Raw genomic sequence first — 21514 nt, forward strand, 5'->3', positions numbered from 1 at the left:
GGTTGGAGTTGACCGGTACTAATAGGCCGAGGACTTGTCATGAAGACGCTACGCATCCACTGTGCGGTTCTGAAGGAACCGAACCGACCATCACCGGTCGCTGACTGATCCCCTGGTTGGGGGGTTGGGCGCGACAGGGTGGTGCTGTGTGGTTGGTTATCTTCATAGTGTTTCGGTGGTCATTGCGGTTGGGGAACACCCGGTCCCATTCCGAACCCGGTAGTTAAGCCTTCCAGCGCCGATGGTACTGCACTCGTGAGGGTGTGGGAGAGTAGGACGCCGCCGAACATTCTTTCCCTGTGGGGGTGCATGGTTTTCCGTGCGCCCCCACAGGGCTTTTTTGCGTTCTAGACGTAGGTCAGGACGAGGAGCACCAGTGACGCGGTCGCGATGCCCGCGAACAGCAGGGGCACCCACACCAGCTCGTCGACCTGCGGGCGACCACCCCGGTGCCTCGGTCCGCGCTGCTGCCACCTGATCACGTGCTTCTCCCCTCGTCGTGCGGGGCCTCCCCGCCCGCGCCGCACCACGTCCCACGGTAGGCAACGACCGCGCTCCGGACCTGCGGGTCACCCGCTCGCGGCGGCTCTTCGCCTGGTCAGCGGTGCGGGGTCGTGGCGGGGGTGGCACCTGCGGGAGGGGGTGCGGCCGAGCGCGTGAACGGCCCGGCCGCACGTCCGCCGTCAGCGGCTCTGCAGCGCGTCCACGGCGACGGCCTGGGCGATCACCATGCGGTGGTCGGCGGCCGGGTCGTGGACGGTGATCAGGTAGTGGTCCCGCAGCCAGGTCTTCTTGTCCACGCTGAAGACCGGCGCGCCGTTCTCCCTGGTGAAGTCGAAGTGGTAGCGCATGAAGAACGGAAGGTTGTTGATGAACGGGATGAAGCCCCACACCCTGCGGAGCACGGCCAGCCCCTGGCTGCGCTCCTTGCCGACCGCGGGCGCCGCGCCGTGCTGCTCGAAGTGCCAGGTGGAGTTCACCAGCGACTTGCGGAAGTCCTTGCGGAACAACCCGATCGACTGACCGCCCGCCACCACCACGTCGTACGCGCTGCCCAGGTCGATGACCTTGCGCGCCTTGAACTCGGCCAGAACCGACTGCTTGGTGCTGTCGGTGTAGATCGTCACGCGCTCCTTGAACGCCAGGCGCTTCTGCTCGACGAACGCGATCAAGCGGCCCGGCTGGCCCTGGCCGTCATCGGCGAAGATCTCGTACCGGTTCACCATCATGGTGATCTTCTGGTGCATGTGCAGCAGAGCCGGGGGCTGGGGGTGCATCGGATCCTCATCACTCGCAGTGGCGAAAGTGGCGCCCGCACGGTCACTCGACCGGACGAAGGTCACCGGTGGGGAAGCGGCGCTCGTTGCGCTCGATCTTCGCGAAGGCCGCGTCGACCAGGTCGACGTCGAGCTTGTCGGCCAGCCGCACCAGGTAGTGGACCACATCGGCCAGCTCGTCACGCACGTTCCAGGCCAACTCGGGGTCCTGCATCGCGGCGGCGGCCTGCTCGGGCGTCAGCCACTGGAACAGGTCGGTCAGCTCCCCCACCTCGCCGGACAGGGCCATGACCAGGTTCTTCGGCGTGTGGTAGGTGTCCCAGTCGCGGGCGGCGGCGAAGTCCCGCAGGGCCTGCTTCAGGTCGGCCAAGGACTTGTCACCGCGGCGGTCGGTCTCGCTCTCGCTCATGCGAGTGGGGTACCACAGGCGGGTCAGGTGGCGGCGAGCAGCTCGGCGACGGCGCTCACCAGCCGAGGCTGGTCGGCGGGCGCGAGCGTGGCCCACTGCCGCCCGTCAGGAGAGGGCCGCCGGGTGAACTGCCAGCGTCCGCAGGGGGTGTCGTAGAAGTTGATCGCGTACGGCCCCCTGCGGCGGCCCGCGCGGTTCGTGCGCGCGGAGGTGCCGAACTGGCCGGTCCGCTGCACGTCCCCGAGCACCTCGCGGACCTGCCGCGCGTCCTGGTGCCCCAGCCCGGCCTCGTGCAGCAGGCGCTCCAGCCGGGCGGGCGACTCGTCGGACCGCTCGACCGCGTCGTCCAGCTCGGTGGCGAGCAGCGAGATCGAGCGGGCGCGCGGGGCGGGGTGCGCGGGCAGCAGGTTGACGACCGCCTCGGGGAGCGAGTGGTGGGCGACGTCGGTGACGGTGATCCGGTCGGAGGTCAGGACGGCGAGCAGCCCGTGCCCCCGCCGGGTGGCCGCGAGGGCGCGCACGCGGGGGCCGTCGTCGAGCCGGAGGCGCGCGTCGACCTCGCGCTCGGGCGCGGCGAGCAGCTGGAGCCTGCCCGCGACCGAGGGGCTGAGCTCGCTGCCGCTCGCGAGCTCCCGCCGCTCCAGGTCGCGCCAGGCCGCGACGTGGAGGGCGCGGCGCTCGTCCAGCGTGGCGCCTTGGGAGGGGAAGGACAGGATGGTGGGGAGCTCGCCGAGGCCGAGGCGGTCCCAGCAGAGCTCCAGCTCCACCTTGGAGAGGACGAATCTCACTGGCGGTCGTCTCCGATCACCGGGGGGCTGACCTTGGGGATGCTGTCGGCGCCCCAGACGTCGCGGTGCTCTTCGAGGTAGGGGGCGGATTTGTGGTGCTGGTTGTCCCCGTTCGACCTCCCGTTCGGGGGGAGGGCGGTCATCCCGGCCGGGGGCGGGGTGGCGGAGGCGGGGAGGCGGGTGGCCTGCTGCGGTGAGGCGGGGAGCGGTGCGCCGGGGGTGACCACCGGGCGGCTTCCGCCTTGCGCGCCACCGGCTCCGCCGGGCCCGTGGGGGCCTCCGGGGGCGGTGTGACCGTCGACGGGGGAGGGGCCCGAGAGGGTGCGGGATCCGCTGCCCGTGACGCTGCTGCCGAGACCGGGGTTGAGGCGGCTGGTGATGCTCGTGGGGCTGGCTGCGGCGGTGGTGAGCGTTGTGCCCGCCGGGGAGGTGCTGCCGATGCGGGGGAGGACGGTGAGGCTCTGAGCGGGCTGCTGCGCCGGTGTTGGTGGTGTTGTGGCGCTTGGTGTGGGCGGGGAGGGCAAGAGCGCCTCGGGCGCCGCTGAGGATCGTTCCGTGGTGCCCTGGGGAGCGAGGGACCGCTGCTCGGATTGCTGCTGCGGTGCGACCGCTTGGGGAGCGGGCTGCTGACTGCCCGGTAACGAAGGTGGGTGCGAGGTGGTGGCGTGGACCGGCGGTGGTGGGGGGATCGGGGATTCGTAGACCGTGGTGGTCGTCGTGGTGGGTGGTGGGACGAACCTGCCGAGCGCGTGCACGGCGTCGAACGCCCCGTCCTGGTAGCCCTCCATGACGCGGACCGCTTCGAGCTTGGCTGCGTTGGCGGCCTGCTCCTGCGCGTCCTGGTCGGTCTGCCCGCCGACCAGGTGCGTGAGCCCGGCGGGCACGCCCCAGAAGTCGTCGTTGGCCGTCGAGGTCACCTGGACGGGTTCGGGCATCTGGTGCAGCGCGCCCGTGTAGCAGAAGTGCTGGTTCTGGAACGACCTCTGGGTGGCGGCCCCGGCTTCGTGCACGTCCTCGGCCCACTTCACCAGCGGGGTGTTGGCCCCGGTGAAGCGCTCCCCCGCCGCGCCGACCCACACCGCCCCGGCCTCGTGGACGGCCGACTCCAGGTCGGCCTTGGCGGTGCTGATCACGGCCCGGAATTTCTGCCAGGCCGCGTCGATCTCGTGCACGACGGCACGGTCGCGCTCGTGGATGCTCTCGTAGAGCTCCTTGTGCGTCCGCGCGTGGAAGTTGTGGTTGATCATGCCCATGCTCGTGGCCCCCTGGTGGTCTTCCGGTCAGCGCGTCAGGTTCTGCATGGCGGCGCCTGCGAGCTCCTTCGCTCGGGAACAGGGCTCCGGGTAGCGCTCCGGCGTGTTGCTGATGACGGAGAAAGCGGTGGCCAGGTACTGCCCGTCGGCGGTGTCGACCATGACGTCGCAGCGGTCGGGATCGTTCGGCAGCGTGACGGTGATGGCGCGGAAACCGGCGATCGGGTCTATGTCCGCAGGTTCGCCTTGGCGCTCGCCGTTCGTCCAGGCCTCGATGCCCTCGGAGACGACGGGAACGACGATGTTGGACACGCCGATGTCCGTCCAGCTGCAGCCGGTCGCCCTGAACAGCGAGATCTGCAGGTTCTGGCCCGCGCGGTTGATGTCCAGGTCGTTGCGCTGCTGCTCGGTGAGCAGTTCGCAGGCCTGCCGGTTCGCCAGGTCGATCACCTGAGGGCGGGCGTCGGCGGTCGGTGGCGCGGACGAGTTGGCGGCCGTGGCTGCCGGGCCGCCGAAGCCCCCGAGTCTGGCGACGGGGCGGGCGTCGTGGACGACGGTCGTGCAGGCGGCGCACAGCAGGGAACACGCCGCAGCGGCGAACAGTGCTTTCCTCATCGCCATCACTTCCCGGTCTGCTGCATCGCGATCCGGTTTCCCTCTTCTGCTTCGTCGTAGGTGGCGATCGCCGCAGCGAGCTGCTCCATGTTGGACTCCAGCTCTTTCAGGAACAGTTCGGTCACGGAAAGAGCTGCTTCCGCGTTTTCCTTGAAAGCGGTCGCGGTTTGCTGGGAGACCGAGTCGGCCGCGAGCGGGGCGCCCCGCAGCATGTAGCCGTGCTCGTCCACGAAGCGCCGCACAGAATCGCGGACTTTTGTGTAACGTTCTTTGAGCAAGGTTAGTTGATCAGTGCTGATCTGCAGGGATAAGGTGGGAGACGGAGAAACGTCTCCCACCTGCTGGATGAACATCGCGGTTCCCTCCCCGAGGCCGGTGGAAGGATAGAATGGCATGAACTTCATGATCCATATCCGCCTAAGGGCGGGTACTCGCAGTTCGGGCGACGATGTTCGTCCACGCAACGCTATTCTTGCCTGAGGGTAATTTTTTGTTCACCCCTTCGGGGGAGCGATTCCTTCTGAGGGGTCAATTCCACACCTGGACCGCCCTGATCACGAACGGAGCGTCCGGCACCCAGGTGCCGCCGCCGGGGTAAGTGGTGAAGTCCGCCTCCGTTGAGCAGTCCGCTCCCTGGTAGACCGAGACCAACCGGTTGAGGCGGTTGGCGAAGGAGCGGGCCACCAGGTTGTCCGGTAGGGGGACGCACTCGTCCGGGTTGGCGGTTTCCAGGTCCAGCCTGCGGGCTGTGCCGCCGTAGTTGGTGGTGGACCACGCGCAGAACTCACCCCGGTCGCACCTCGGGGCGTTGGTCGCCATCAGCAGTGGAGCGGTGATGAGCAGGGTGGAGGCGATGATCGTTGATCTCATGGCGGGGATTTTCTGAGGTTCGCTCTGCTTTTGCTCGGCGCGTCACCCCATCCAGCTAGTTTCGCGGGTGGTCTGTCCCCCTTTTGAGTCTGCGGAGTTGGGTCGCCAGGTAGTGCCTCGCCCGGCGTTGGCCGCCGTGCAGCGCTATCGCCGCCTCCAGGGCTTGGAGCAGGGCGGTGACCCTCTCCACGTCCGGTGACCAGCCCCTTCGCTCGCACTCGGCCAGCCAGTCGGCCGGGGAGGTGTGGCCCCTCGACCGGTTGCACCTCGGGCAGGCCGCCAGTTCGTTCTCCAGCCAGCTCGGGCCGCCCTTCGCCTTCGGGACCAGGTGGTCCGTCGTGGGGGTGGTGTTGCGGTCGAACTTGCGCCTGCACCACGTGCAGTCGGGGCCATCCCGCTCCAGTGCCTGCTCCAGACGGGTGGATCGGTCCGGTTGGTGTGGGGGCACTGGGTCATCGTGGCGGTGTTCGGGGGCGCTCGCTGTCGGGATCATCGGGTGATGAGGTTCGAGGATCGGGTTGTCGCGCTGCTGCGCGCCTCCGGGGAGGCCATGACCGATGCTGAGATCGCCCGCGCCCTCGGGGTGGTCCACCAGCAGGTCAGCGCGGTCTGCCGCAAGCTCGCCGCCGCGGGGGTGATCGTTCGGGACGACGTCGGGCGGCCCGTTCGCAACCACCTCCCGGACAGCTTGCGGGCGGTTCGGGGGTTACCGGGGCCCGCTGAGCCGCGTGAGGTCGTCGACGTCAGCGAGCGGGCCGTGCAGCAGCGGCTCGTGGAGTGGTTGCTCGCCGACGGGTGGCGGGTGGTGCGGGTCGCCGACGCGCGTGGTCGGGAGCGGGGGACCGACGTGGTCGTCGAGCGGGGTGGGGTGACGTTGCACGTCGAGGTGAAGGGGTTTCCGAGCAGTCGGCACGTGGACCCGGCTCGGGGTGGGGAGGTCAAGCGGACGCTGCCCGCCGTGCAGGCTCGGGTCGAGTTCGCCGCCGCCCTGTTCAAGGCGCTTCAGCTGCGGCAGGCGCATTCGGGGGACGTCGTGGCGCTTGCGCTGCCCGATCGGTTGACCCATCGGCGGAACCTCGAATCGGTGGCCTCGGTGTTCCCCCGGATGGGGCTCACGGTGTTCCTGGTGGGGGACGACGGGGCGGTCGAGGCCCGGTGGGGGGATCCGCTTCCCCTGCAGGGGTGAGGGGACGGGGAGTGAGAACAGGCGGGGAGTTAGAACAGGGTGGGGTCGGGTTCGGTTGCGGCCCACGTCGGGGTTGTGCCCAGGAGGGCGGCCAGGGTTTCCGCGTTGTGCGGGGCCGCGCCGTCCATCGTGTTGTCGAAGTACACGTACGTGTCTCCCTCGAAGGTGGACACGCGGTCTGCCCAGCGCTTCAGGGACTCCTCCGGGTAGGAGCCCCGGTACAGCTCCCGCTCGCCGTGCAGGCGCACGTAGTGGAAGTCCGCGGTGCGGTGGTCGAACTCCGGGAAGGCGCCCGCCGCGTCGGCCAGGACCAGGGCGACGCCGTGCCGCTCCAGGAGCGCGCGGAACGCCGGGTCGGTGAAGCTCGGGTGCCTCGGCTCCACGGCGTGCCTGCCCTCGGGGAGCAGCGCCAGGAAATCGGCGAGGCGGGCGTCGAACGGCAGCGACGGCGGCAGCTGCCACAGGATCGGGCCGAGTTTCGCGCCCAGCTCCTCCGGGCCTGACGCGGAGAAGGCGTCCAAGGGGGCCTTCACGTCGCGCAGCGCGTGCACGTGGGTCACCGACCTCGGGCCCTTTACCGCGAACGTGAATCCCTCGGGCGTGCGGTTCGCCCACGAGCGGTAGTCGCGTGGGGTGCGGTCGCCGTAGAACGAGCCGTTCACCTCCACCGAGGCCAACCGGCCCGCCAGGTGCTCCAGCTCGCGCCGCTGGGCCAACCGGGCCGGGTAGAAGTCGCCCCGCCACTCCGGGTACGTCCAGCCCGAGGTGCCCACCCTGATCGCTGCGCTGCCCACGGGGCGGAGACCGTAGCACTTCTGTAGCACATCGCCTACCCTGGTGGCATGGGTGTGGCGAGCATCGGGCAGCGCGAGCTCCGCAACGACAACGCCGAGATCATGCGGCGGGTCGAGGCGGGGGAGAGGTTCGTGGTCACGCGCAACGGCAGGCCGGTCGCCGACCTCGTGCCGCACGCCGCTGAACTCCGGCCGAGGGCGACGCTGGGCGAGCTGCAGGGCGCGTTCCGGGCGCTGCCGCCCGTGGACCTCGCGCGCTGGGAGGCCGACCGGGCCTCCGGTGACGCCGTCTTCGGCGCCGACGACCCGCTGGACGACCCGTGGCGCCGGTGAGGCGCGTCCTGCTGGACACCTGCGTGGTGATCGCGCTGGAGCGGATCGACTTCGGGGAGTTCGCCGCCGCCCAGCCGCTGGTCAGCGCCGTCACCGTCGCCGAGCTGGCCTACGGGCTCGACGTGGACGACCCGGTGGAGCGGCACGCCCGCACCGAGCGGTACTACGCGGCGCTCGACCGGTTCGACGTGCTGCCGTTCGACCTCGCCTCGGCCAAGGTCTACGGCACGCTCGCCGCGCTGGTCCGGCGGATCGGGCGCGACCCCCGGCCCCGGCGGATGGACCTGCAGATCGCCGCGGTGGCCTCGGCCGCCGGGGTGCCGCTGCTGACCGCCAACACCAAGGACTTCGCCGGGCTGGAGCGGTTGGTCGAGGTCGTCGGGGTGCACCCGGCGGATTGACCGGACCGCCGATGTCCGGCCGGCCCACCGATGTCCGGCCGGCCCACCGATGTCCGGCCGGCTGACCGGCATCGGACCGGCTGACCGGCGTCCGGATGGCTGACCGGTGCTGGGACGGCGGGCTGACCGGCGTCGGGCTGGACCGGGTGAGCCTGCACAACCCCGTGAACCCGCCGACCCGCGAGCCCTCACAACCCCGCCGCGTCCAGCACCCCCGGCGCCACCCGCGCCACCTCCCGCTGCCACGGGTCGCGCGCCAGCGCCTCCGCGCACGGGCACGCCGACAGGTCCTCCCCGCACAGGTACGCCCCGAGCACCCGCAGCACCCGCGCGCTCTGCCGCAACCGCGCCGCCCCGACCAGCGGCACCAGCCCGTGCACCGCCTTCGCCAGCCGGTAGTGCACCCCAGGCCCCAGGTCGACGCTCGCCTGCCCGGCCAGCTCCTCGGCCACCAGCGCGATCGGCCCGCACCCCGCCCCGCGCGCGGCCCTGACCAGGTGCTGGTCCAGCCGCGCCACGAGCCTGCGGTGCACGTCCTCGCGCCAGGCCCGGTCCGCGCGCAGGAACGCCGCCAGCTCCTCCACCTGCACCGGTCCGGGCCTGGCCGGTCTGCACCTGCTCCGGCGCCGCCGCCGGGCGCCGACCTGCTTCGCGTGCGACATCGCGCTCATGCCCACCAAGGTCGACCACCGGCGCCCTTCCGCCGGACGGCTCACCCCTATGCCACCCCCGCGTTACTCGCCCGCAGTAGCGGCGAACGCGCTGCGGCACCGGGCGAGCGCGGCGCCGGGGCCCGCCGCGAGGTCCACCGGCGCCACCCCGGAACGCCGGTCGGCCCCGCGCCCCGAGCGCGTGAGAGCGCGGCCATCACGTCGCCGCCCCCGGAACGCGCGGGAGCGCCCGGCCCCACGAGGGGACCGGGCGCTCCGGGGTCGTGCGGGCGCCGCCGGGTCAGGCCGGGACGGAGGCGATCCCCGGCGCCAGGAACCGCTTGCCGGTCACCTTCTCCGAGATGCCCGTCCGGTCCAGGTACGGCGTCACGCCGCCCAGCCAGAACGGCCAGCCCGCGCCCAGGATCATGCACAGGTCGATGTCCTGCGCCTCCGCCACCACGCCCTCGTCGAGCATGGTCCGGATCTCCTCGGCCAGCGCCTCCAGCGCCCGCGCGGCGACCTCGTCACCGGTCTGCGGGGCGTCGCCGCCCTTCCACAGCGCCTGGACCTCGGGGTCCACGGTCTGCTTGCCGGTCGCGTCCCACTGCCACACGGCCGCCTTGCCCGCCGCGACGAACGCCTTCATGTTCTCGCTGACCGCGAACCGCTCGGGGAACGCCCCGTGCATGGTCTCGGCCACGTGCAGCGCCACCGGCGGCCCGACGAGCTGGAGCAGCACCAGCGGGGACATCGGCAGGCCCAGCGACTCGGTCGCCCGGTCGGCCACCTCGAACGGGGTGCCCTCGTCGATCGAGCGCACCACCTCGCCCATGAACCGGGTCAGCAGCCGGTTGACCACGAACGCGGGCGCGTCCTTGACCAGCACCGACGACTTCTTCAGCTGCTTGCCCACCGCGAACGCCGTCGCGAGGGTCGCGTCGTCGGTGCGCTCGGCCCGCACGATCTCCAGCAGCGGCATGACCGCGACCGGGTTGAAGAAGTGGAAGCCGACCACGCGCTCGGGGTGCTTGAGCCCGGACGCCATGTCGGTGATCGACAGCGACGAGGTGTTGGTGGCCAGCACCGCCTCGGCCGACACGTGCTCCTCGACCTCGGCGAAGACCTTCTTCTTGACGTCCAGGTCCTCGAACACGGCCTCGATCACGAAGTCCGCGTCGGCGAACGCCGCCTTGTCCAGCGAGCCGGACACCAGCGCCTTGAGCCGGTTCGCCTTGTCCGGCGACACCCGGCCCTTGCCCAGCAGCTTGTCGACCTCGGCGTGCACGTAGCCCACGCCCTTGTCCACCCGCGCCTGGTCGACGTCGGTCAGCACGACCGGCACCTCCAGGCGCCGGGCGAACAGCAGCGCCATCTGCGAGGCCATCAGGCCCGCGCCGACGATGCCGACCTTGGTGACCTTGCGGGCCAGCGACTTGTCCGGGGCTCCGGCGGGGCGCTTGGCGCGCTTCTGCACGAGGTTGAACGAGTACAGGCCCGCCCGCAGCTCGTCGCTCATGACCAGGTCGGCCAGCGCCTCGGTCTCGGCCGCGTAACCCCGGTCGAGGTCGTTCTCGCGGGCCAGCTCCAGCAGCTCCAGGGCCTTGAGCGCGCCAGGCGCGGCGCCCTTGGTGCGGCCGTGCACGATGCCCTTGGCGCGGGCGAGCGCGGCGTCCCAGCCCGCGCCCCGGTCGATCTCCTTGCGCTCCGGGGTCACCTCGCCGCGCACGACCTTCGCCAGCCAGAGCAGCGACTGCTCCAGGTAGTCGGCCGAGTCGAGCGCGGTGTCGAAGATCCCGAGCTGGGTGGCCTTGGCCGGGTTGAGCATCCGGTTCTGGTTCAGCGCGTTCTCGAAGATCACCGTCACGGCCGCGTCCGGGCCGATCAGGTTCGGCAGCAGCTGCGTGCCGCCCCAGCCGGGGAACAGGCCGAGGAACACCTCGGGCAGCGCGATGGCCGCCGCGTTCGAGGACACCGTCCGGTAGTGGCAGGACAGCGCCAGCTCCAGGCCGCCGCCCATCGCCGCGCCGTTGACGAACGCGAAGGTGGGGACGGTGGAGTCGGTGAACTTGCGGAACACCTCGTGGCCGAGCGCGCCGATGGTCAGGCCCGTCTCGCGCGACCCGGCCTTCTCCACGGCGCTCAGGTCGGCGCCGACGGCGAACACGAACGGCTTGCCGGTGACCGCGATGGCCACCGGGTTCGCCGCCGCCGCCTCGTCGAACGCCTGCCCGAGGCTGACCAGGCCCTGCGGGCCGAAGGTCGACGGGCGCGTGTGGTCGTGGCCGTTGTCGATGGTGATCACGGCGACCCGGCCGTCCAGGCCGGGCACGGACACCAGGCGGGTGCGCGCGCTGGTGACGACCTCGTCCGGGAAGAGGTCCTTGGCCTGGTCAGGCGTCAACGCGGTCACTTGGCCTCTCCGTCCCAGTGCGGGTTCTCCCAGATCACGGTGCCGCCCATGCCGATGCCGATGCACATGGTGGTGATGCCGTAGCGCACGTCGGGGCGCTCGGCGAACTGGCGGGACAGCTGGGTCATCAGCCGCACGCCCGAGGACGCGAGCGGGTGGCCGACCGCGATCGCACCGCCCCACTGGTTCACGCGGGGGTCGTCGTCGGCGATGCCGAAGTGGTCCAGGAACGCCAGGACCTGCACGGCGAACGCCTCGTTGATCTCGAACAGGCCGATGTCGTCGATCGTCAGACCGGCGCGCGCGAGGGCCTTCTCGGTCGCGGGCACCGGGCCCACGCCCATGACCTCGGGCTCCACGCCCAGGAACGAGTAGCTGACCAGCCGCATCCCGACCGGCAGGCCCAGCTCCTCGGCGGTGTCCTCGCCCGCGAGGATGCAGCCGGTGGCGCCGTCGTTCAGGCCTGCCGCGTTGCCCGCCGTCACCCGGCCGTGCGGGCGGAACGGGGTCTTGAGCTTCGCCAGGTCCGCCACGCTGGTGCCGGGGCGGGGAGGCTCGTCGGCGGTGGCCAGGCCCCAGCCGTGCTCGGCGGAGCGGGTGGCGACCGGGACCAGGTCCGGGTCGATCTTCCCGTTCTTCAGCGCGTCGGCGTACTTGGCCTGCGAGGCCGCCGCGTACGCGTCGGTCCGCTCCTTGGTGATCGCCGGGAACCGGTCGTGCAGGTTCTCCGCCGTCGAGCCCATGATCAGGGCGGACGGGTCGACGATCTTGTCCGACAGGAACCTCGGGTTCGGGTCGACGCCCTCGCCCATCGGGTGGCGGCCCATGTGCTCGACGCCGCCCGCGATCGCCACGTCGTACGCGCCGAACGCGATGCCGCTGGCCGCGGTGGTCACGGCCGTCATCGCGCCCGCGCACATCCGGTCGATCGAGTAGCCGGGCACCGACTTGGGCAGGCCCGCCAGCAGCGCGGCGGTCCGGCCGATGGTCAGGCCCTGGTCGCCGATCTGGGTGGTGGCCGCGATGGCGACCTCGTCGACGCGCTCCGGGGGGAGCTCCGGGTGGCGGCGCAGCAACTCCCTGATGACCTTGACCACCAGGTCGTCGGCGCGGGTCTCCGCGAAGATCCCCTTCGGGCCGGCCTTGCCGAACGGCGTGCGCACGCCGTCGACGAAGACCACGTTGCGAACGCGCGCCTGCGCTGCTGGTGCGGCCACGGCGTCTCCTCCACATCGTCGTGATTCAACTGGCGACCGGAGGGCGCGACTCCTACCGATCGGTAACAGCAACTCTAGCCTTCGTTACCGGTCGGTAACCACCGAGGGTGACCTGTCGCGTGCGTCACAGACCGCCCGCACGACCAAGAACAGCGCGAACCCGAACGGCGACAGCACGATCGTGAGCAGCAGCAGCGGCCCCATCAGCAGCGGGTGCGCTCCCGCGCGACGGCCCTCCCGGTACACCCACGCCCCGATCAGCAGGTCCCAGGCCAGGACCTGCGCCCAGATCGCGGACGCGCCCCACGCCGAACCCGCGAACTCCCGGAGCGCGCCCAGGTCCGGGCTGCTCATCGTCGCCCACAACTCGGGCAGGTGCCCGGCGACGAGCGCGGTGTAGACCGCCAGCGCGGGCAGCGCGATCAGCGGGGACGCCGCGATCCGGTCCGTCCAGCGCCACCCCGGCGCGAGGATCATCAGCGCCCAGAACGGGGCGACCAGGGGGAACGCCAGGTCGAACAGCGCGGCGCTCACGCGGACACCGCCGGGGCGCCGTCCTGCTCGGCCGAGGACCGCTTCCGGTCGCGCGCCGCCCGCCGCAGCGCGAACCAGGTCCAGGCGAGCAGCGCCGCGAGCCCGGCGAGGGTGGCCGCGTCCGGCTCCAGCACCGGCTGGCCGCGCAGCGCCTGCCACAGGGCGAGCGCGGTCAGGCCCGCGTAGGCCCCGCCGAGGTCGCGCACCAGGCGCGGGGTCGCCGGCGCGGGCAGCAGGGCCACCAGCAGCGGCAGGAGTTGCAGCGCGTGCATCCCGATGAAGTGCGGCACGCGCAGGTCGCCCGCCTCGGTGCTCCACCCGGTCAGCGCGAGCTGTCCGCCGCCGTCCGGCGCGCCCACGCTGTGCGCGCCGACCGCGCCCAGCGCCGGGTCCTGGCCCCGCGCGGGCGTGGTCATCAGGAAGCCGACCGCCATGCCCGCCAATGCGATCACCGCGCCGAACCGGAGCGCGGTCGCGGTCGCCGGGTCCTCGAACCCGCTGGTCAGCAGCACGACGCAGAGCAGGCCGTGCATCACCCAGACGACGGCGATCGTCATGCCCATGAACGCGTACAGCGAGGCGTCGAGCTCGGTGGTCTGGTTGAAGTGGCTCTGCCTGCCCCGGACGACCTGGACGACGATGACCACGATCTCGATCGTGCCGCCCAGCGCCGCGACCGCGCCCGCCCAGCGGGCGGTCCGGCGCAGCCGGGTGGTCAGGGTGAGCGCCCAGGCGAGGCTCAGGCCGTAGAGGGCCAGGGATAACGCGAACTTGAGCGGTTTGAGCCAGATGGGGCTACCGGCGATGATCCGGTCGTCGATCAGCAGGCCGAGCAGGGCGACGGGCACGAGGGCGGTGTTGAGGACGGTGAGCACGGCTAGTGGCGGGTGTGCGCGCAGCGCGCGGATCAGCATGGCTCGCTCCAAGTATGGATAGTGACGCTCTCCGCTATCGGATAGTTAAGTTACCCATGTTGGTGTCGTGCTGGGAAGGGGCTTCTTGATGCGGATCGCTGAGCTGGGCAGGCGGAGCGGGGTGCCGGTCCCGACGATCAAGTACTACCTGCGGGCCGGACTGCTGCCCCCCGGCGAGCTGACCAGCCCGAACCAGGCCCGGTACGGCGAGGATCACCTGCACCGGCTGCGGCTGGTGCGGGCCATGGTCGACGTGGGCGGGCTGTCGATCGCCGCCGTGGGCGAGGTCTTCGCCGCGCTGGGCGAGCAGCGCAAGGGCGTCTCGGGGGCGCTGCGCACCGTCGAGGCCGCCGTCACGCCGGTGCCCGAGGACCTGGACGCGGAGGCCGTCGCGCTGGGCGTGGCCTTCCTGGAGCGGCAGGGCTGGGTGCCGGACGACCGGTCGCCTGCGTTCCGCGCGCTGGTCGGAGTGCTCGGGACGGCCCGCGAGGTCGGGCAGGAGGGGTTCGCGGACCTGCTCGACGGCTACGCGCGGGCCTGCCTCGGACTGGCCGAGGCCGATCTCGACTACGCGATCGGGGACGGCGCCGAACCGGAGCTGGACCAGGCCCTGGAGCGCGTGGTCGTCGGCACCGTGCTGGGGGACGCGGCGCTGGCCGCCGTGCGGCGACTGGCCCGGCGCGAGGTGGCGATCCGCAGGTTCGGGCACGCCGAGGACGAGTGCCCCAGGGGTGAGTGCGCTGGGGACGGGTGCGCGGGGGAGAGCGGCGTGGTGGAGAACGGCGCGAGGGAGGGCGGCGCCTGAGCGCGGTCCCTGGACGAGCTGTCCTGAAGTCGAGCGGCCCGCGGGGGGAAATCACCCGGACGGGGGCGCGCTGGAACGGTGCCCGGCGCGGTGGACGCGCGGGCCCGGACCTCCCCGCAGTGCTTCCCGCCGAAGGAGCCGGACCGCCGGAACGGCACGCCTGAGCGGTGTGCGGGACCGGCGCGGCCCTCCAGGGAAGGAGAGTGCACAGGGAGGTAGGTGTTCGGTTGTGGCCGGTCCGGGCGCCTGGTCGGCGGTCGAGCCGGTGTCGGTGCGGTGTCGGCGGTCGGAGGCCTCCCGTTGCCAGCAGGCCCTCGACGCACCCGTGCTTCGTCCCGCTCAGCCCGGAGTGGCGGCCAGGGCCTCGGTGAGCGCCCGTGCCGTCAACCCGATCTGCCAATCACGTGCCCCGCCCTCGCGGAGCGCCGCCGTGACCCCGTCGAGCGAGGTGTCCGACGGCGGCTGCCAGCAGGTGCGGCGCACCAGGTCGGGCAGCAGCAGGTTCTCCACCGGCAGGTTGTTCGCCTCGGCGACCTCGGCCAGGGCGGTGCGCGCCGCCGCGAGCCGTGCCGCCGCCGCCGGGTCCTTGTCGGCCCAGCGGTTCGCCGGTGGAGGTCCGTCGTGGTGCTGGGCGGTCTCAGGCAGCTCCGCCCTGGGCAGCGCCGCCGCCTTGCGCAGCGCGCCCATCCACGTCCCGGCCATGCGCCGCTGGGCGCGTCCCCGGAACACCGGGAGCGCCAGCAGCGCGGCCTCGTCGGCCGGGTTGCGGGTCGCCGCGTCGACCAGCGCGCTGTCGGGAAGCACCCGGCCGGGGGCCAGGTCCCGCTCGCGCGCCAGAGCGTCGCGGGTCTCCCACAGCGACCGGACAGCGGCGAGCTGCCTGGTGCTGCGGATGCGGTGGATCCCCGAGGTGCGTCGCCAAGGCTCCGCCCTCGGTTTGGGAAGCGGCGCGGTCCTGGCGGCGTCGAACTCCTCCAGAGCCCACTCCAGCTTGCCCTGCTGCCTCAGTTCCTCCTCCAGCACGTCGCGCAGCTGAACGAGCAGCTCGACGTCGAGCGCCGCGTAGTTGAGCCAGTCGGCGGGGAGGGGACGGCGCGACCAGTCGGCCGCACCGTGCCCCTTCTCCAACCTGTAGCCCAGCAGCAGCTCGACGAGCGTGCCGAGTGCCACCCGTTCGAAACCGGCCAGCCTGCCCGCCAGCTCGGTGTCGAACAACGCGCTCGGCCTGAGACCCAGTTCGGCGAGGCACGGCAGGTCTTGCGACGCCGCGTGCAGCACCCACTCGGTCCCCTCGAGCGCCTCGACCAGCGGATCCAACCGACCGCCAAGGGCGATCGGGTCGACCAGCACGGTCCCGGCGCCTTCCCGGCGCAGCTGCACCAGGTAAGCGCGTTGCGAGTAGCGGTAGCCCGAGGCTCGCTCGGTGTCCACCGCGACCGGTCCCTCGGCCCCGGCGAGCGCTTCTGCTGCTCGCCGGAGTGCCGAGGAGTCGGCCACCACCGGCGGAACCCCGTCAGCGGGTTCCGTCAGCGGGACCGGCTGTGCACCGGTCGGATCGGTTCGCTCGTCGGCGGGTACGTCCACGGCGGATGACCCTACGACGAACGCACCACTCGCGGGTGTGTTCGACTCGTTCAGCGCGTCGACCTGCGGTTCAGCGGATCACGCCCGCCCGCATGGCGAGCGCGACCATCTGAGCGCGATCCCCGGTGCCCAGCTTGCGCCCGATCCGCGACAGGTGAGACTTCACCGTGAGCGCGGACAGGCTCAGAGCCTCGCCGATCTCCTTGTTGCTCTGGCCATCGGCGACCAGCTGGAGGACCTCGACCTCACGCGCGGAGAGCTCCCGCGGCGTGTTGTCGGTGCCCGGCACGCGAGTTCCCGCAGCCAGCACGGGAGCCACGCTCGGGTCCGCGTAGACGCCGCCGTCGAGGACCCTGCGCACCCCGTCGGTGACCACCATCGGAGAGGCGGACTTCAGGAGGTACGCCTGGGCGCCCGCCTGGAAGGCCGACCTGACCGCGTAGGGGTCGTCGGAGGACGCGAGGACCACGATGCGGGGCCAGCCCTGGGCACGGAGTTCCGTGACCAGGTCGATGCCGGTGCCGTCCGGCAGACCCAGATCGAGGATCGCGAGATCGCACGGTCCGGTTGCGAGAGCCCGCGCCCGAGCTTCCGCGACCGAAGCCGCCTCATGCACAGTCCCGGCTCCCATCTGGGTGAGCCGGGCGCTTATCGCCTCCCTCAGCAGCGGGTGGTCGTCGACCACCAACACCGAAAAAAGCTCCTCCCGCGGGTGCGGGACCATGTTTGCCGGCAACGAGCCGGCTGGCGTGGTACGAACGGCCTGACCTAAGCCGACGGCAGCCACGTCACTACCTCCCTGGAGTCGGTCGTGCCCCCCGACCGGCACCGGGACTTTCGTCCAATCAGCCGCGCCACTGATCGACCGAAAGTGGTGTCGTCTGGGGCAGCGTAGCCGCCCAAGCGGGTCTACGGGACGATCAATCGGGTATCTATCCCCGATGAGTTGTCACCGACGGCCTCCGTTGTCACACGATTGGATGACAACCGGCTGGGCCCCGTAACGCGAACCGGACTCATGACGACAGACAGGAGTTGACCAGTGGCCGCCCTCCCCGCGCGTCTGCGCGCCGAAGAACTGCTGGCACGGGTGCCTCTGGTCGACGGGCACAACGACCTCCCCTGGGCACTGCGCGACTTCGGTGCCGAAGGGCAAATCGGTGAAAAGTCAACGGGCGCCGATCCGTGTGCCGCAGCCGACACCGTCGACCTGACGGCCCACCAGCCCAGTCTCCAGACCGACCTGGGGAGGCTGCGCGAGGGCCGGTTGGGGATGCAGTTCTGGTCCGTGTGGGTCCCGTGCTCGCTGCCGGGTGACGCCGCCGTGGTCACGACCGTGGAGCAGGTCGACCTCGTCCACCGGTTGGCGCGGCGCTACCCCGACCACCTGGCGATCGCCACCAGCGCGGACGAGGCCGAGGCGGCGTTCGCCTCCGGGCGCGTGGCCTCGCTGATCGGGGCCGAGGGCGGGCACAGCATCAACTCCTCGCTCGCCGTCCTGCGGGGGCTGCGCAGGCTGGGCGTCCGGTACCTGACGCTGACCCACAACGAGAACACCCCGTGGGCGGATTCGGCCACGGACGCACCGGTTAGCAATGGATTGACCTCGTTCGGGCGCGAGGTCGTGCGCGAGATGAACCGGATCGGCATGATCGTCGACCTCTCGCACGTCGCCGAGACGACGATGAACGACGCGCTCGACGTCTCGACCAGGCCCGTCATGTTCAGCCACTCGTCCTGCCGGGCCGTGGCCGACCACCCGAGGAACGTCCCGGACGCCGTCCTGGAGCGCCTGGCCGACAACGGGGGTGTGTGCATGGTCACATTCGTCCCGGCGTTCGTGTCGCCCGCCTACGCGGCCTGGGACGCCCGGCTGCGGGAGGCCATGGCGCAGGCAGGGCAGCGGCACAACGACCTGGACGCCAGGAACCGGTTCGCCGCGACGTGGACCGAGGGCGGGCCGACCCCGGAGGTCGGGATCGAGGACGTCGTCGCGCACGTCGAGCACGCCCGCGAGGTCGCCGGGATCGACCACATCGGGATCGGCGGCGACTACGACGGGGTCGCGTTCCTGCCGAACGGGCTGGAGGACGTGTCGGGGTACCCGAACCTGTTCGCGGCGCTGCTGGAGCGCGGGTGGAGCGAAGAGGACTGCACGAAGCTCGCGGGCGCGAACGCGCTGCGGGTGCTGCGCGCGAACGACGACTAGGGCGAACGACGACTAGGGCGAGTTGACCGGGGAGTCCCAGGGGCTCCCCGGCCGTCTGCTCAGCGCAGGCTGGTCACCCCGACCGGGGGCAGGCCGACGGCCGTGGCCATCAGGTCGTAGAAGGCGCTGCCGTGCGCGGTCAGCTCGGCGTCCACCGCCGTCCAGGACGCCCGCAGCTCCAGGTCGTCGGTGCGCCCCTGGTCGGCCAGCTCGCCGAACCGGACCGACGACGTCTGCGTCACCGTCCCGCCCAGCGCGGTGAACTCCGCCCCGGCCTGCTCCAGCGAGTCGGTCAGCCACGACCACCCGACCTCGGGCAGCAGCGGGTCCGATGCCAGCTCCGGGTCCAGCTCCACGCGCACGTACGCGACCACCCGGAAGAAGCCCGACCACGCCTCGACGCCCTCGGGGTCGTGCAGCAGCACCAACCGCCCCGTGGACAGCTCGTCCTCGGGGCCGGTCACCTCGGCGGTCAGCGCGAACGCCCACGGGGCCAACCGCTGCGGCGCCCGCACCTCGGCCAGTTCGACCTCGGGCCGGGTCCGCACCGATCTCAGGGTCCGCACCGCGCGCCGGAACAGCTCGGGCTCCCCAGCGTCTCCCGTCACGAGCCCGACTGTATGCCTGTCGGACCCGCCTCGCGGGGCAGGCGCGCCGGGTGTCCCGCAGGCTCTCCGAAGATCCACAAGTCGGGTCCGCCCGCTCGCGACGCAGCGTGATGGACGACCCACCCACCACTCCGCACCGCGTTCTCGACGCGTGGGACGATGGGCGGCGAGATGACCGAGATGACCGAACCCCCGCTGCTGGTCGCCGCGCGTGGCGGCACCCCGTCCCGGACCCCCGTGTGGTTCATGCGCCAGGCGGGCCGCTCGCTGCCCGAGTACCGGGCGCTGCGCGCGGGCACGGCCATGCTGGACGCCTGCTTCGACCCGGAGATGGTCCGGGAGATCACGATGCAGCCGGTCCGCAGGCACGACGTGGACGGCGCGATCCTCTTCTCCGACATCGTCGTGCCCCTCAAGGCCGCCGGTGTCGACCTGGACATCGTCGCGGGCACCGGGCCGGTCGTGGCCCACCCGGTGCGCACGCGCGACGACGTCGCGGCCCTGCCGGTGCTGGAGGCCGAGCACGTGCGGCCCGTCGCCGACGCCATCGGGCTGCTGCTCAAGGACCTCGGGGACGTCCCGCTGATCGGCTTCGCGGGCGCCCCGTTCACCCTCGCCTCCTACCTCGTCGAGGGCGGGCCGAGCCGCAACCACGAGCGCACCAAGGCGCTCATGCACTCGGACCCCGACCTGTGGCACGCGCTGCTGGCCAAGATCGCGGACATCACCGCCGAGTTCCTGCGCGTGCAGGTCGAGGCGGGCGTCAAGGCCGTGCAGCTGTTCGACTCCTGGGCGGGCGCGCTGTCCGAGCGCGACTACCGCAGCTTCGTGCTCCCGCACTCCGAGCGGGTGCTGCGGAGCATCACCGGCGTGCCGCGCATCCACTTCGGCGTCGGCACCACCGAGCTGCTGCCCGCGATGCGCGAGGCGGGCGCGGACGTCGTCGGCGTCGACTGGCGCACCCCGCTGGACGTCGCGGTGCGCCGCATGGTCCAGGCCGCGCCCGACCTGCCGCCGCCCGTCGTGCAGGGCAACCTCGACCCGGCGCTGCTGTTCGCCGGGCTCCCCGCGCTGGAGCGCGAGGTCGACCGGATCGTGGAGGAGGGCAAGGTGGCCTCCGGGCACATCTTCAACCTGGGCCACGGCGTCCTGCCGGACACCGACCCGGACGTGATCACCAAGGCCGTCGAGCTGGTGCACCGGTCGCGATGAGCACCACGCGGGTAGCGGTCGTCGGCGGCGGGATCTCCGGTCTGGTCGCGGCCTACCGGCTGCGCGCCCTGCTGGGTCCCGGCGCCACCATCACCCTGGTCGAGCAGGCGGGTCTGCTCGGCGGCAAGCTCCGCACCGTCGAGCTGGCCGGGAAGCTGTACGACGTGGGCGCCGAGGCGTTCCTGCACCGCCGAGCCGAGGCCGCCGACCTGGTGGCCGAGCTGGGCCTGGCCGACGAGCTGGTGCACCCCACCGGCGCGCCGTCCACGATCCTCGCGGGCGGGCAGGTCCGGCCGGTGCCGCCGCGCACCCTGATGGGCGTGCCCGCCTCCGCCGAGGCGGTGCGGGACGTCCTGTCCGAGGAAGCGCTTTCCAGGGTGCTCGCCGAGCCGGGGCTGCCGCCGATCGCACTGGGCGGCGAGGACGTCCTGGTCGGCGAGCTGCTGCGCGAGCGGTTCGGGCCCGAGGTCGCCGACCGGCTGGTCGGGCCGCTGCTGGGCGGGGTGTACGCGGGTCGCGCGGACGCGCTGAGCCTGCGCGCCACCATGCCGCAGCTCGCCGAGGCGCTCGACGCGGGCGAGGGCTCGCTCCTGGCCGCCGCCGCGCGCGCCATGCCCGTGCCCGCGACACCGGTTCCCGGTCCGCGCCCGCCGATCTTCGGCGCGCTGCGCGGCGGCATGGCCGCACTGGTCGACGCGCTCGCCGAGGCCGCCAAGGCCGACGTGCGGCTCGGGCTCCCGGTGCGCGGGCTGGCGAAGACCGCTGAGGGCTGGCGGCTCGAGATCGGCACCGCCACCGCGCCCGAGCACCTGGACGTCGACGGCGTGGTGCTCGCCGTGCCCGCGCCGTCCGCGCGCAAGCTCCTCGCCGACGCGGCGCCCGCCGCCGCCGAGGGATTCGGGCGGATCGAGGTCGCGTCCATGGCCGTGGTGGCGCTCGCGCTGCCCGCCGGGACCGAGCTGCCCGAGCGCTCCGGCGTGCTGCTGGCCGAGGGCGAGCGGCACGCGAGCGGCACCCCGTACACCGCCAAGGCCTTCACCTTCTCCAGCCGCAAGTGGGCGCACCTCGGGACCGACCCGCTGCTGGTGCGCGGCTCCGTCGGCAGGCACGGCGACGTGGAGTCGTTGCAGCGCCCCGACGACGAGCTGGTCGCGGCGGTGCGCGCGGACCTCGCCGAGCTGACCGGCGTCACCGCCGAGCCCGTCGACGCGTCCGTGACCCGGTGGGGCGGCGGGCTGCCGCAGTACGGGCTCGGGCACCTCGACCTGGTGGCGGGCGTCGAGCGCGCCGTGGAGGGCGTGCCGGGGCTGGCCGTCGCGGGTGCCGCGCTGCACGGCGTCGGCATCCCCGCCTGCATCACGACCGGGGACGAGGCCGCGCAGCGTGTCGCGGCGCACGTCCTCGGCCGGGTGAGTTGAGTGCACGGCAAGAGGAAGATGGGG

Annotated in this window: 25 protein-coding genes and 1 rRNA gene; 8 read left to right on the plus strand and 18 right to left on the minus strand. The window is 72.2% G+C overall.

All coding sequences use genetic code 11. The features are described from left to right. Positions 1 to 171 precede the first annotated feature (171 nt). Positions 172 to 288, plus strand: a 5S ribosomal RNA gene (gene rrf / locus LV78_RS17345). Between the two features lie 59 nt (positions 289 to 347). Here rrf and LV78_RS40800 read toward each other — a convergent pair. From LV78_RS40800 to LV78_RS17385, 9 genes are all read right to left on the minus strand, one after another. Further along, on the minus strand, positions 348 to 482 hold the full coding sequence (locus LV78_RS40800) for a hypothetical protein (protein WP_301306755.1): 135 nt from the start codon (positions 480 to 482) through the stop codon (positions 348 to 350). Between the two features lie 201 nt (positions 483 to 683). After that, positions 684 to 1277, minus strand: coding sequence for an LURP-one-related family protein (locus LV78_RS17350; protein WP_253846295.1), 594 nt, complete (start codon positions 1275 to 1277; stop codon positions 684 to 686). 43 nt (positions 1278 to 1320) lie between these two features. Then, positions 1321 to 1686: a nucleotide pyrophosphohydrolase gene (locus tag LV78_RS17355; protein ID WP_253846296.1), complete on the minus strand. Its 366-nt coding sequence runs from the start codon at positions 1684 to 1686 to the stop codon at positions 1321 to 1323. A gap of 23 nt (positions 1687 to 1709) precedes the next feature. Next, positions 1710 to 2474, minus strand: a complete 765-nt coding sequence (locus LV78_RS17360) for an ESX secretion-associated protein EspG (RefSeq protein WP_253846297.1) — start codon at positions 2472 to 2474, stop codon at positions 1710 to 1712. Then, positions 2471 to 3721 (minus strand): PPE domain-containing protein, encoded by a 1251-nt coding sequence (locus LV78_RS17365; RefSeq protein ID WP_253846298.1) that lies wholly within the window; start codon positions 3719 to 3721, stop codon positions 2471 to 2473. Before LV78_RS17365 ends, LV78_RS17360 begins: the two co-directional genes overlap by 4 nt. A 33-nt stretch (positions 3722 to 3754) precedes the next feature. After that, positions 3755 to 4342 carry a DUF3558 domain-containing protein gene (locus tag LV78_RS17370; RefSeq protein ID WP_253846299.1) on the minus strand — a complete coding sequence of 196 codons (588 nt, stop codon included), beginning with the start codon at positions 4340 to 4342 and terminating at the stop codon, positions 3755 to 3757. A gap of 5 nt (positions 4343 to 4347) precedes the next feature. After that, positions 4348 to 4746 (minus strand): PE domain-containing protein, encoded by a 399-nt coding sequence (locus LV78_RS17375; protein ID WP_253846300.1) that lies wholly within the window; start codon positions 4744 to 4746, stop codon positions 4348 to 4350. Between the two features lie 124 nt (positions 4747 to 4870). After that, the gene (locus tag LV78_RS17380; protein ID WP_253846301.1) at positions 4871 to 5212 is read right to left on the minus strand and encodes a peptidase inhibitor family I36 protein; all 342 of its coding nucleotides are present in this window, start codon (positions 5210 to 5212) and stop codon (positions 4871 to 4873) included. 55 nt (positions 5213 to 5267) lie between these two features. Next, complete coding sequence (locus tag LV78_RS17385) at positions 5268 to 5660, minus strand: HNH endonuclease (RefSeq protein ID WP_253846302.1); 393 nt, start codon at positions 5658 to 5660, stop codon at positions 5268 to 5270. A 51-nt stretch (positions 5661 to 5711) separates the two neighbouring features. Between LV78_RS17385 and LV78_RS17390 the strand changes: the two genes are divergently transcribed. Continuing rightward, entirely contained in the window at positions 5712 to 6398 is a 687-nt protein-coding gene (locus LV78_RS17390; RefSeq protein ID WP_253846303.1) for a MarR family transcriptional regulator, read from the plus strand. A 29-nt stretch (positions 6399 to 6427) separates the two neighbouring features. On the opposite strand, the gene LV78_RS17395 is transcribed toward LV78_RS17390, so the two are convergent. After that, complete coding sequence (locus tag LV78_RS17395; protein ID WP_253846304.1) at positions 6428 to 7192, minus strand: DUF72 domain-containing protein; 765 nt, start codon at positions 7190 to 7192, stop codon at positions 6428 to 6430. Between the two features lie 48 nt (positions 7193 to 7240). On the opposite strand from LV78_RS17395, the gene LV78_RS17400 reads away from it, so the two are divergent. Further along, positions 7241 to 7525 carry a type II toxin-antitoxin system Phd/YefM family antitoxin gene (locus tag LV78_RS17400; RefSeq protein ID WP_253846305.1) on the plus strand — a complete coding sequence of 95 codons (285 nt, stop codon included), beginning with the start codon at positions 7241 to 7243 and terminating at the stop codon, positions 7523 to 7525. Then, the gene (locus LV78_RS17405) at positions 7522 to 7926 is read left to right on the plus strand and encodes a type II toxin-antitoxin system VapC family toxin (RefSeq protein ID WP_443612913.1); all 405 of its coding nucleotides are present in this window, start codon (positions 7522 to 7524) and stop codon (positions 7924 to 7926) included. Before LV78_RS17400 ends, LV78_RS17405 begins: the two co-directional genes overlap by 4 nt. A gap of 188 nt (positions 7927 to 8114) precedes the next feature. Here LV78_RS17405 and LV78_RS17410 read toward each other — a convergent pair whose 3' ends face one another. The 5 genes from LV78_RS17410 to LV78_RS17430 all read right to left on the minus strand — a co-directional run bounded on the left by LV78_RS17410 (position 8115) and on the right by LV78_RS17430 (position 13654). Further along, positions 8115 to 8597 (minus strand): hypothetical protein, encoded by a 483-nt coding sequence (locus LV78_RS17410; RefSeq protein WP_253846307.1) that lies wholly within the window; start codon positions 8595 to 8597, stop codon positions 8115 to 8117. 280 nt (positions 8598 to 8877) lie between these two features. Beyond that, positions 8878 to 10989, minus strand: coding sequence for a 3-hydroxyacyl-CoA dehydrogenase NAD-binding domain-containing protein (locus LV78_RS17415; protein WP_253846308.1), 2112 nt, complete (start codon positions 10987 to 10989; stop codon positions 8878 to 8880). Further along, entirely contained in the window at positions 10986 to 12206 is a 1221-nt protein-coding gene (locus tag LV78_RS17420) for a thiolase family protein (RefSeq protein WP_253846309.1), read from the minus strand. Before LV78_RS17420 ends, LV78_RS17415 begins: the two co-directional genes overlap by 4 nt. A gap of 84 nt (positions 12207 to 12290) precedes the next feature. Then, positions 12291 to 12740 carry an ABA4-like family protein gene (locus LV78_RS17425; RefSeq protein WP_253846310.1) on the minus strand — a complete coding sequence of 150 codons (450 nt, stop codon included), beginning with the start codon at positions 12738 to 12740 and terminating at the stop codon, positions 12291 to 12293. Next, entirely contained in the window at positions 12737 to 13654 is a 918-nt protein-coding gene (locus LV78_RS17430) for a hypothetical protein (RefSeq protein WP_253846311.1), read from the minus strand. The genes LV78_RS17425 and LV78_RS17430 overlap by 4 nt, the downstream gene beginning before the upstream one ends. An 88-nt stretch (positions 13655 to 13742) precedes the next feature. On the opposite strand from LV78_RS17430, the gene LV78_RS17435 reads away from it, so the two are divergent. After that, on the plus strand, positions 13743 to 14459 hold the full coding sequence (locus LV78_RS17435) for a MerR family transcriptional regulator (RefSeq protein ID WP_253846312.1): 717 nt from the start codon (positions 13743 to 13745) through the stop codon (positions 14457 to 14459). Positions 14460 to 14798: 339 nt separating this feature from the next. Here LV78_RS17435 and LV78_RS17440 read toward each other — a convergent pair whose 3' ends face one another. Both LV78_RS17440 and LV78_RS17445 read right to left on the minus strand, forming a co-directional pair. Continuing rightward, a complete protein-coding gene (locus tag LV78_RS17440) occupies positions 14799 to 16043 on the minus strand; it encodes an HRDC domain-containing protein (RefSeq protein ID WP_253846313.1) in 1245 nt (414 codons plus the stop codon). Positions 16044 to 16113: 70 nt separating this feature from the next. Next, positions 16114 to 16830, minus strand: a complete 717-nt coding sequence (locus LV78_RS17445) for a response regulator (RefSeq protein ID WP_015099292.1) — start codon at positions 16828 to 16830, stop codon at positions 16114 to 16116. Between the two features lie 255 nt (positions 16831 to 17085). On the opposite strand from LV78_RS17445, the gene LV78_RS17450 reads away from it, so the two are divergent. Then, positions 17086 to 18252 (plus strand): dipeptidase, encoded by a 1167-nt coding sequence (locus LV78_RS17450; protein ID WP_253846314.1) that lies wholly within the window; start codon positions 17086 to 17088, stop codon positions 18250 to 18252. 59 nt (positions 18253 to 18311) lie between these two features. Here the strand turns inward: LV78_RS17450 and LV78_RS17455 are convergent, their stop codons facing one another. Next, positions 18312 to 18860 carry a DUF3000 domain-containing protein gene (locus LV78_RS17455; protein ID WP_253846315.1) on the minus strand — a complete coding sequence of 183 codons (549 nt, stop codon included), beginning with the start codon at positions 18858 to 18860 and terminating at the stop codon, positions 18312 to 18314. A 159-nt stretch (positions 18861 to 19019) separates the two neighbouring features. On the opposite strand from LV78_RS17455, the gene hemE reads away from it, so the two are divergent. After that, the gene (hemE, locus tag LV78_RS17460; protein ID WP_253846316.1) at positions 19020 to 20072 is read left to right on the plus strand and encodes a uroporphyrinogen decarboxylase; all 1053 of its coding nucleotides are present in this window, start codon (positions 19020 to 19022) and stop codon (positions 20070 to 20072) included. After that, a complete protein-coding gene (hemG, locus tag LV78_RS17465) occupies positions 20069 to 21490 on the plus strand; it encodes a protoporphyrinogen oxidase (protein ID WP_253846317.1) in 1422 nt (473 codons plus the stop codon). Before hemE ends, hemG begins: the two co-directional genes overlap by 4 nt. Positions 21491 to 21514: the final 24 nt, after the last annotated feature.

The sequence above is a fragment of the Actinosynnema pretiosum genome (assembly GCF_024171695.1).
GTDB lineage: Bacteria > Actinomycetota > Actinomycetes > Mycobacteriales > Pseudonocardiaceae > Actinosynnema > Actinosynnema pretiosum.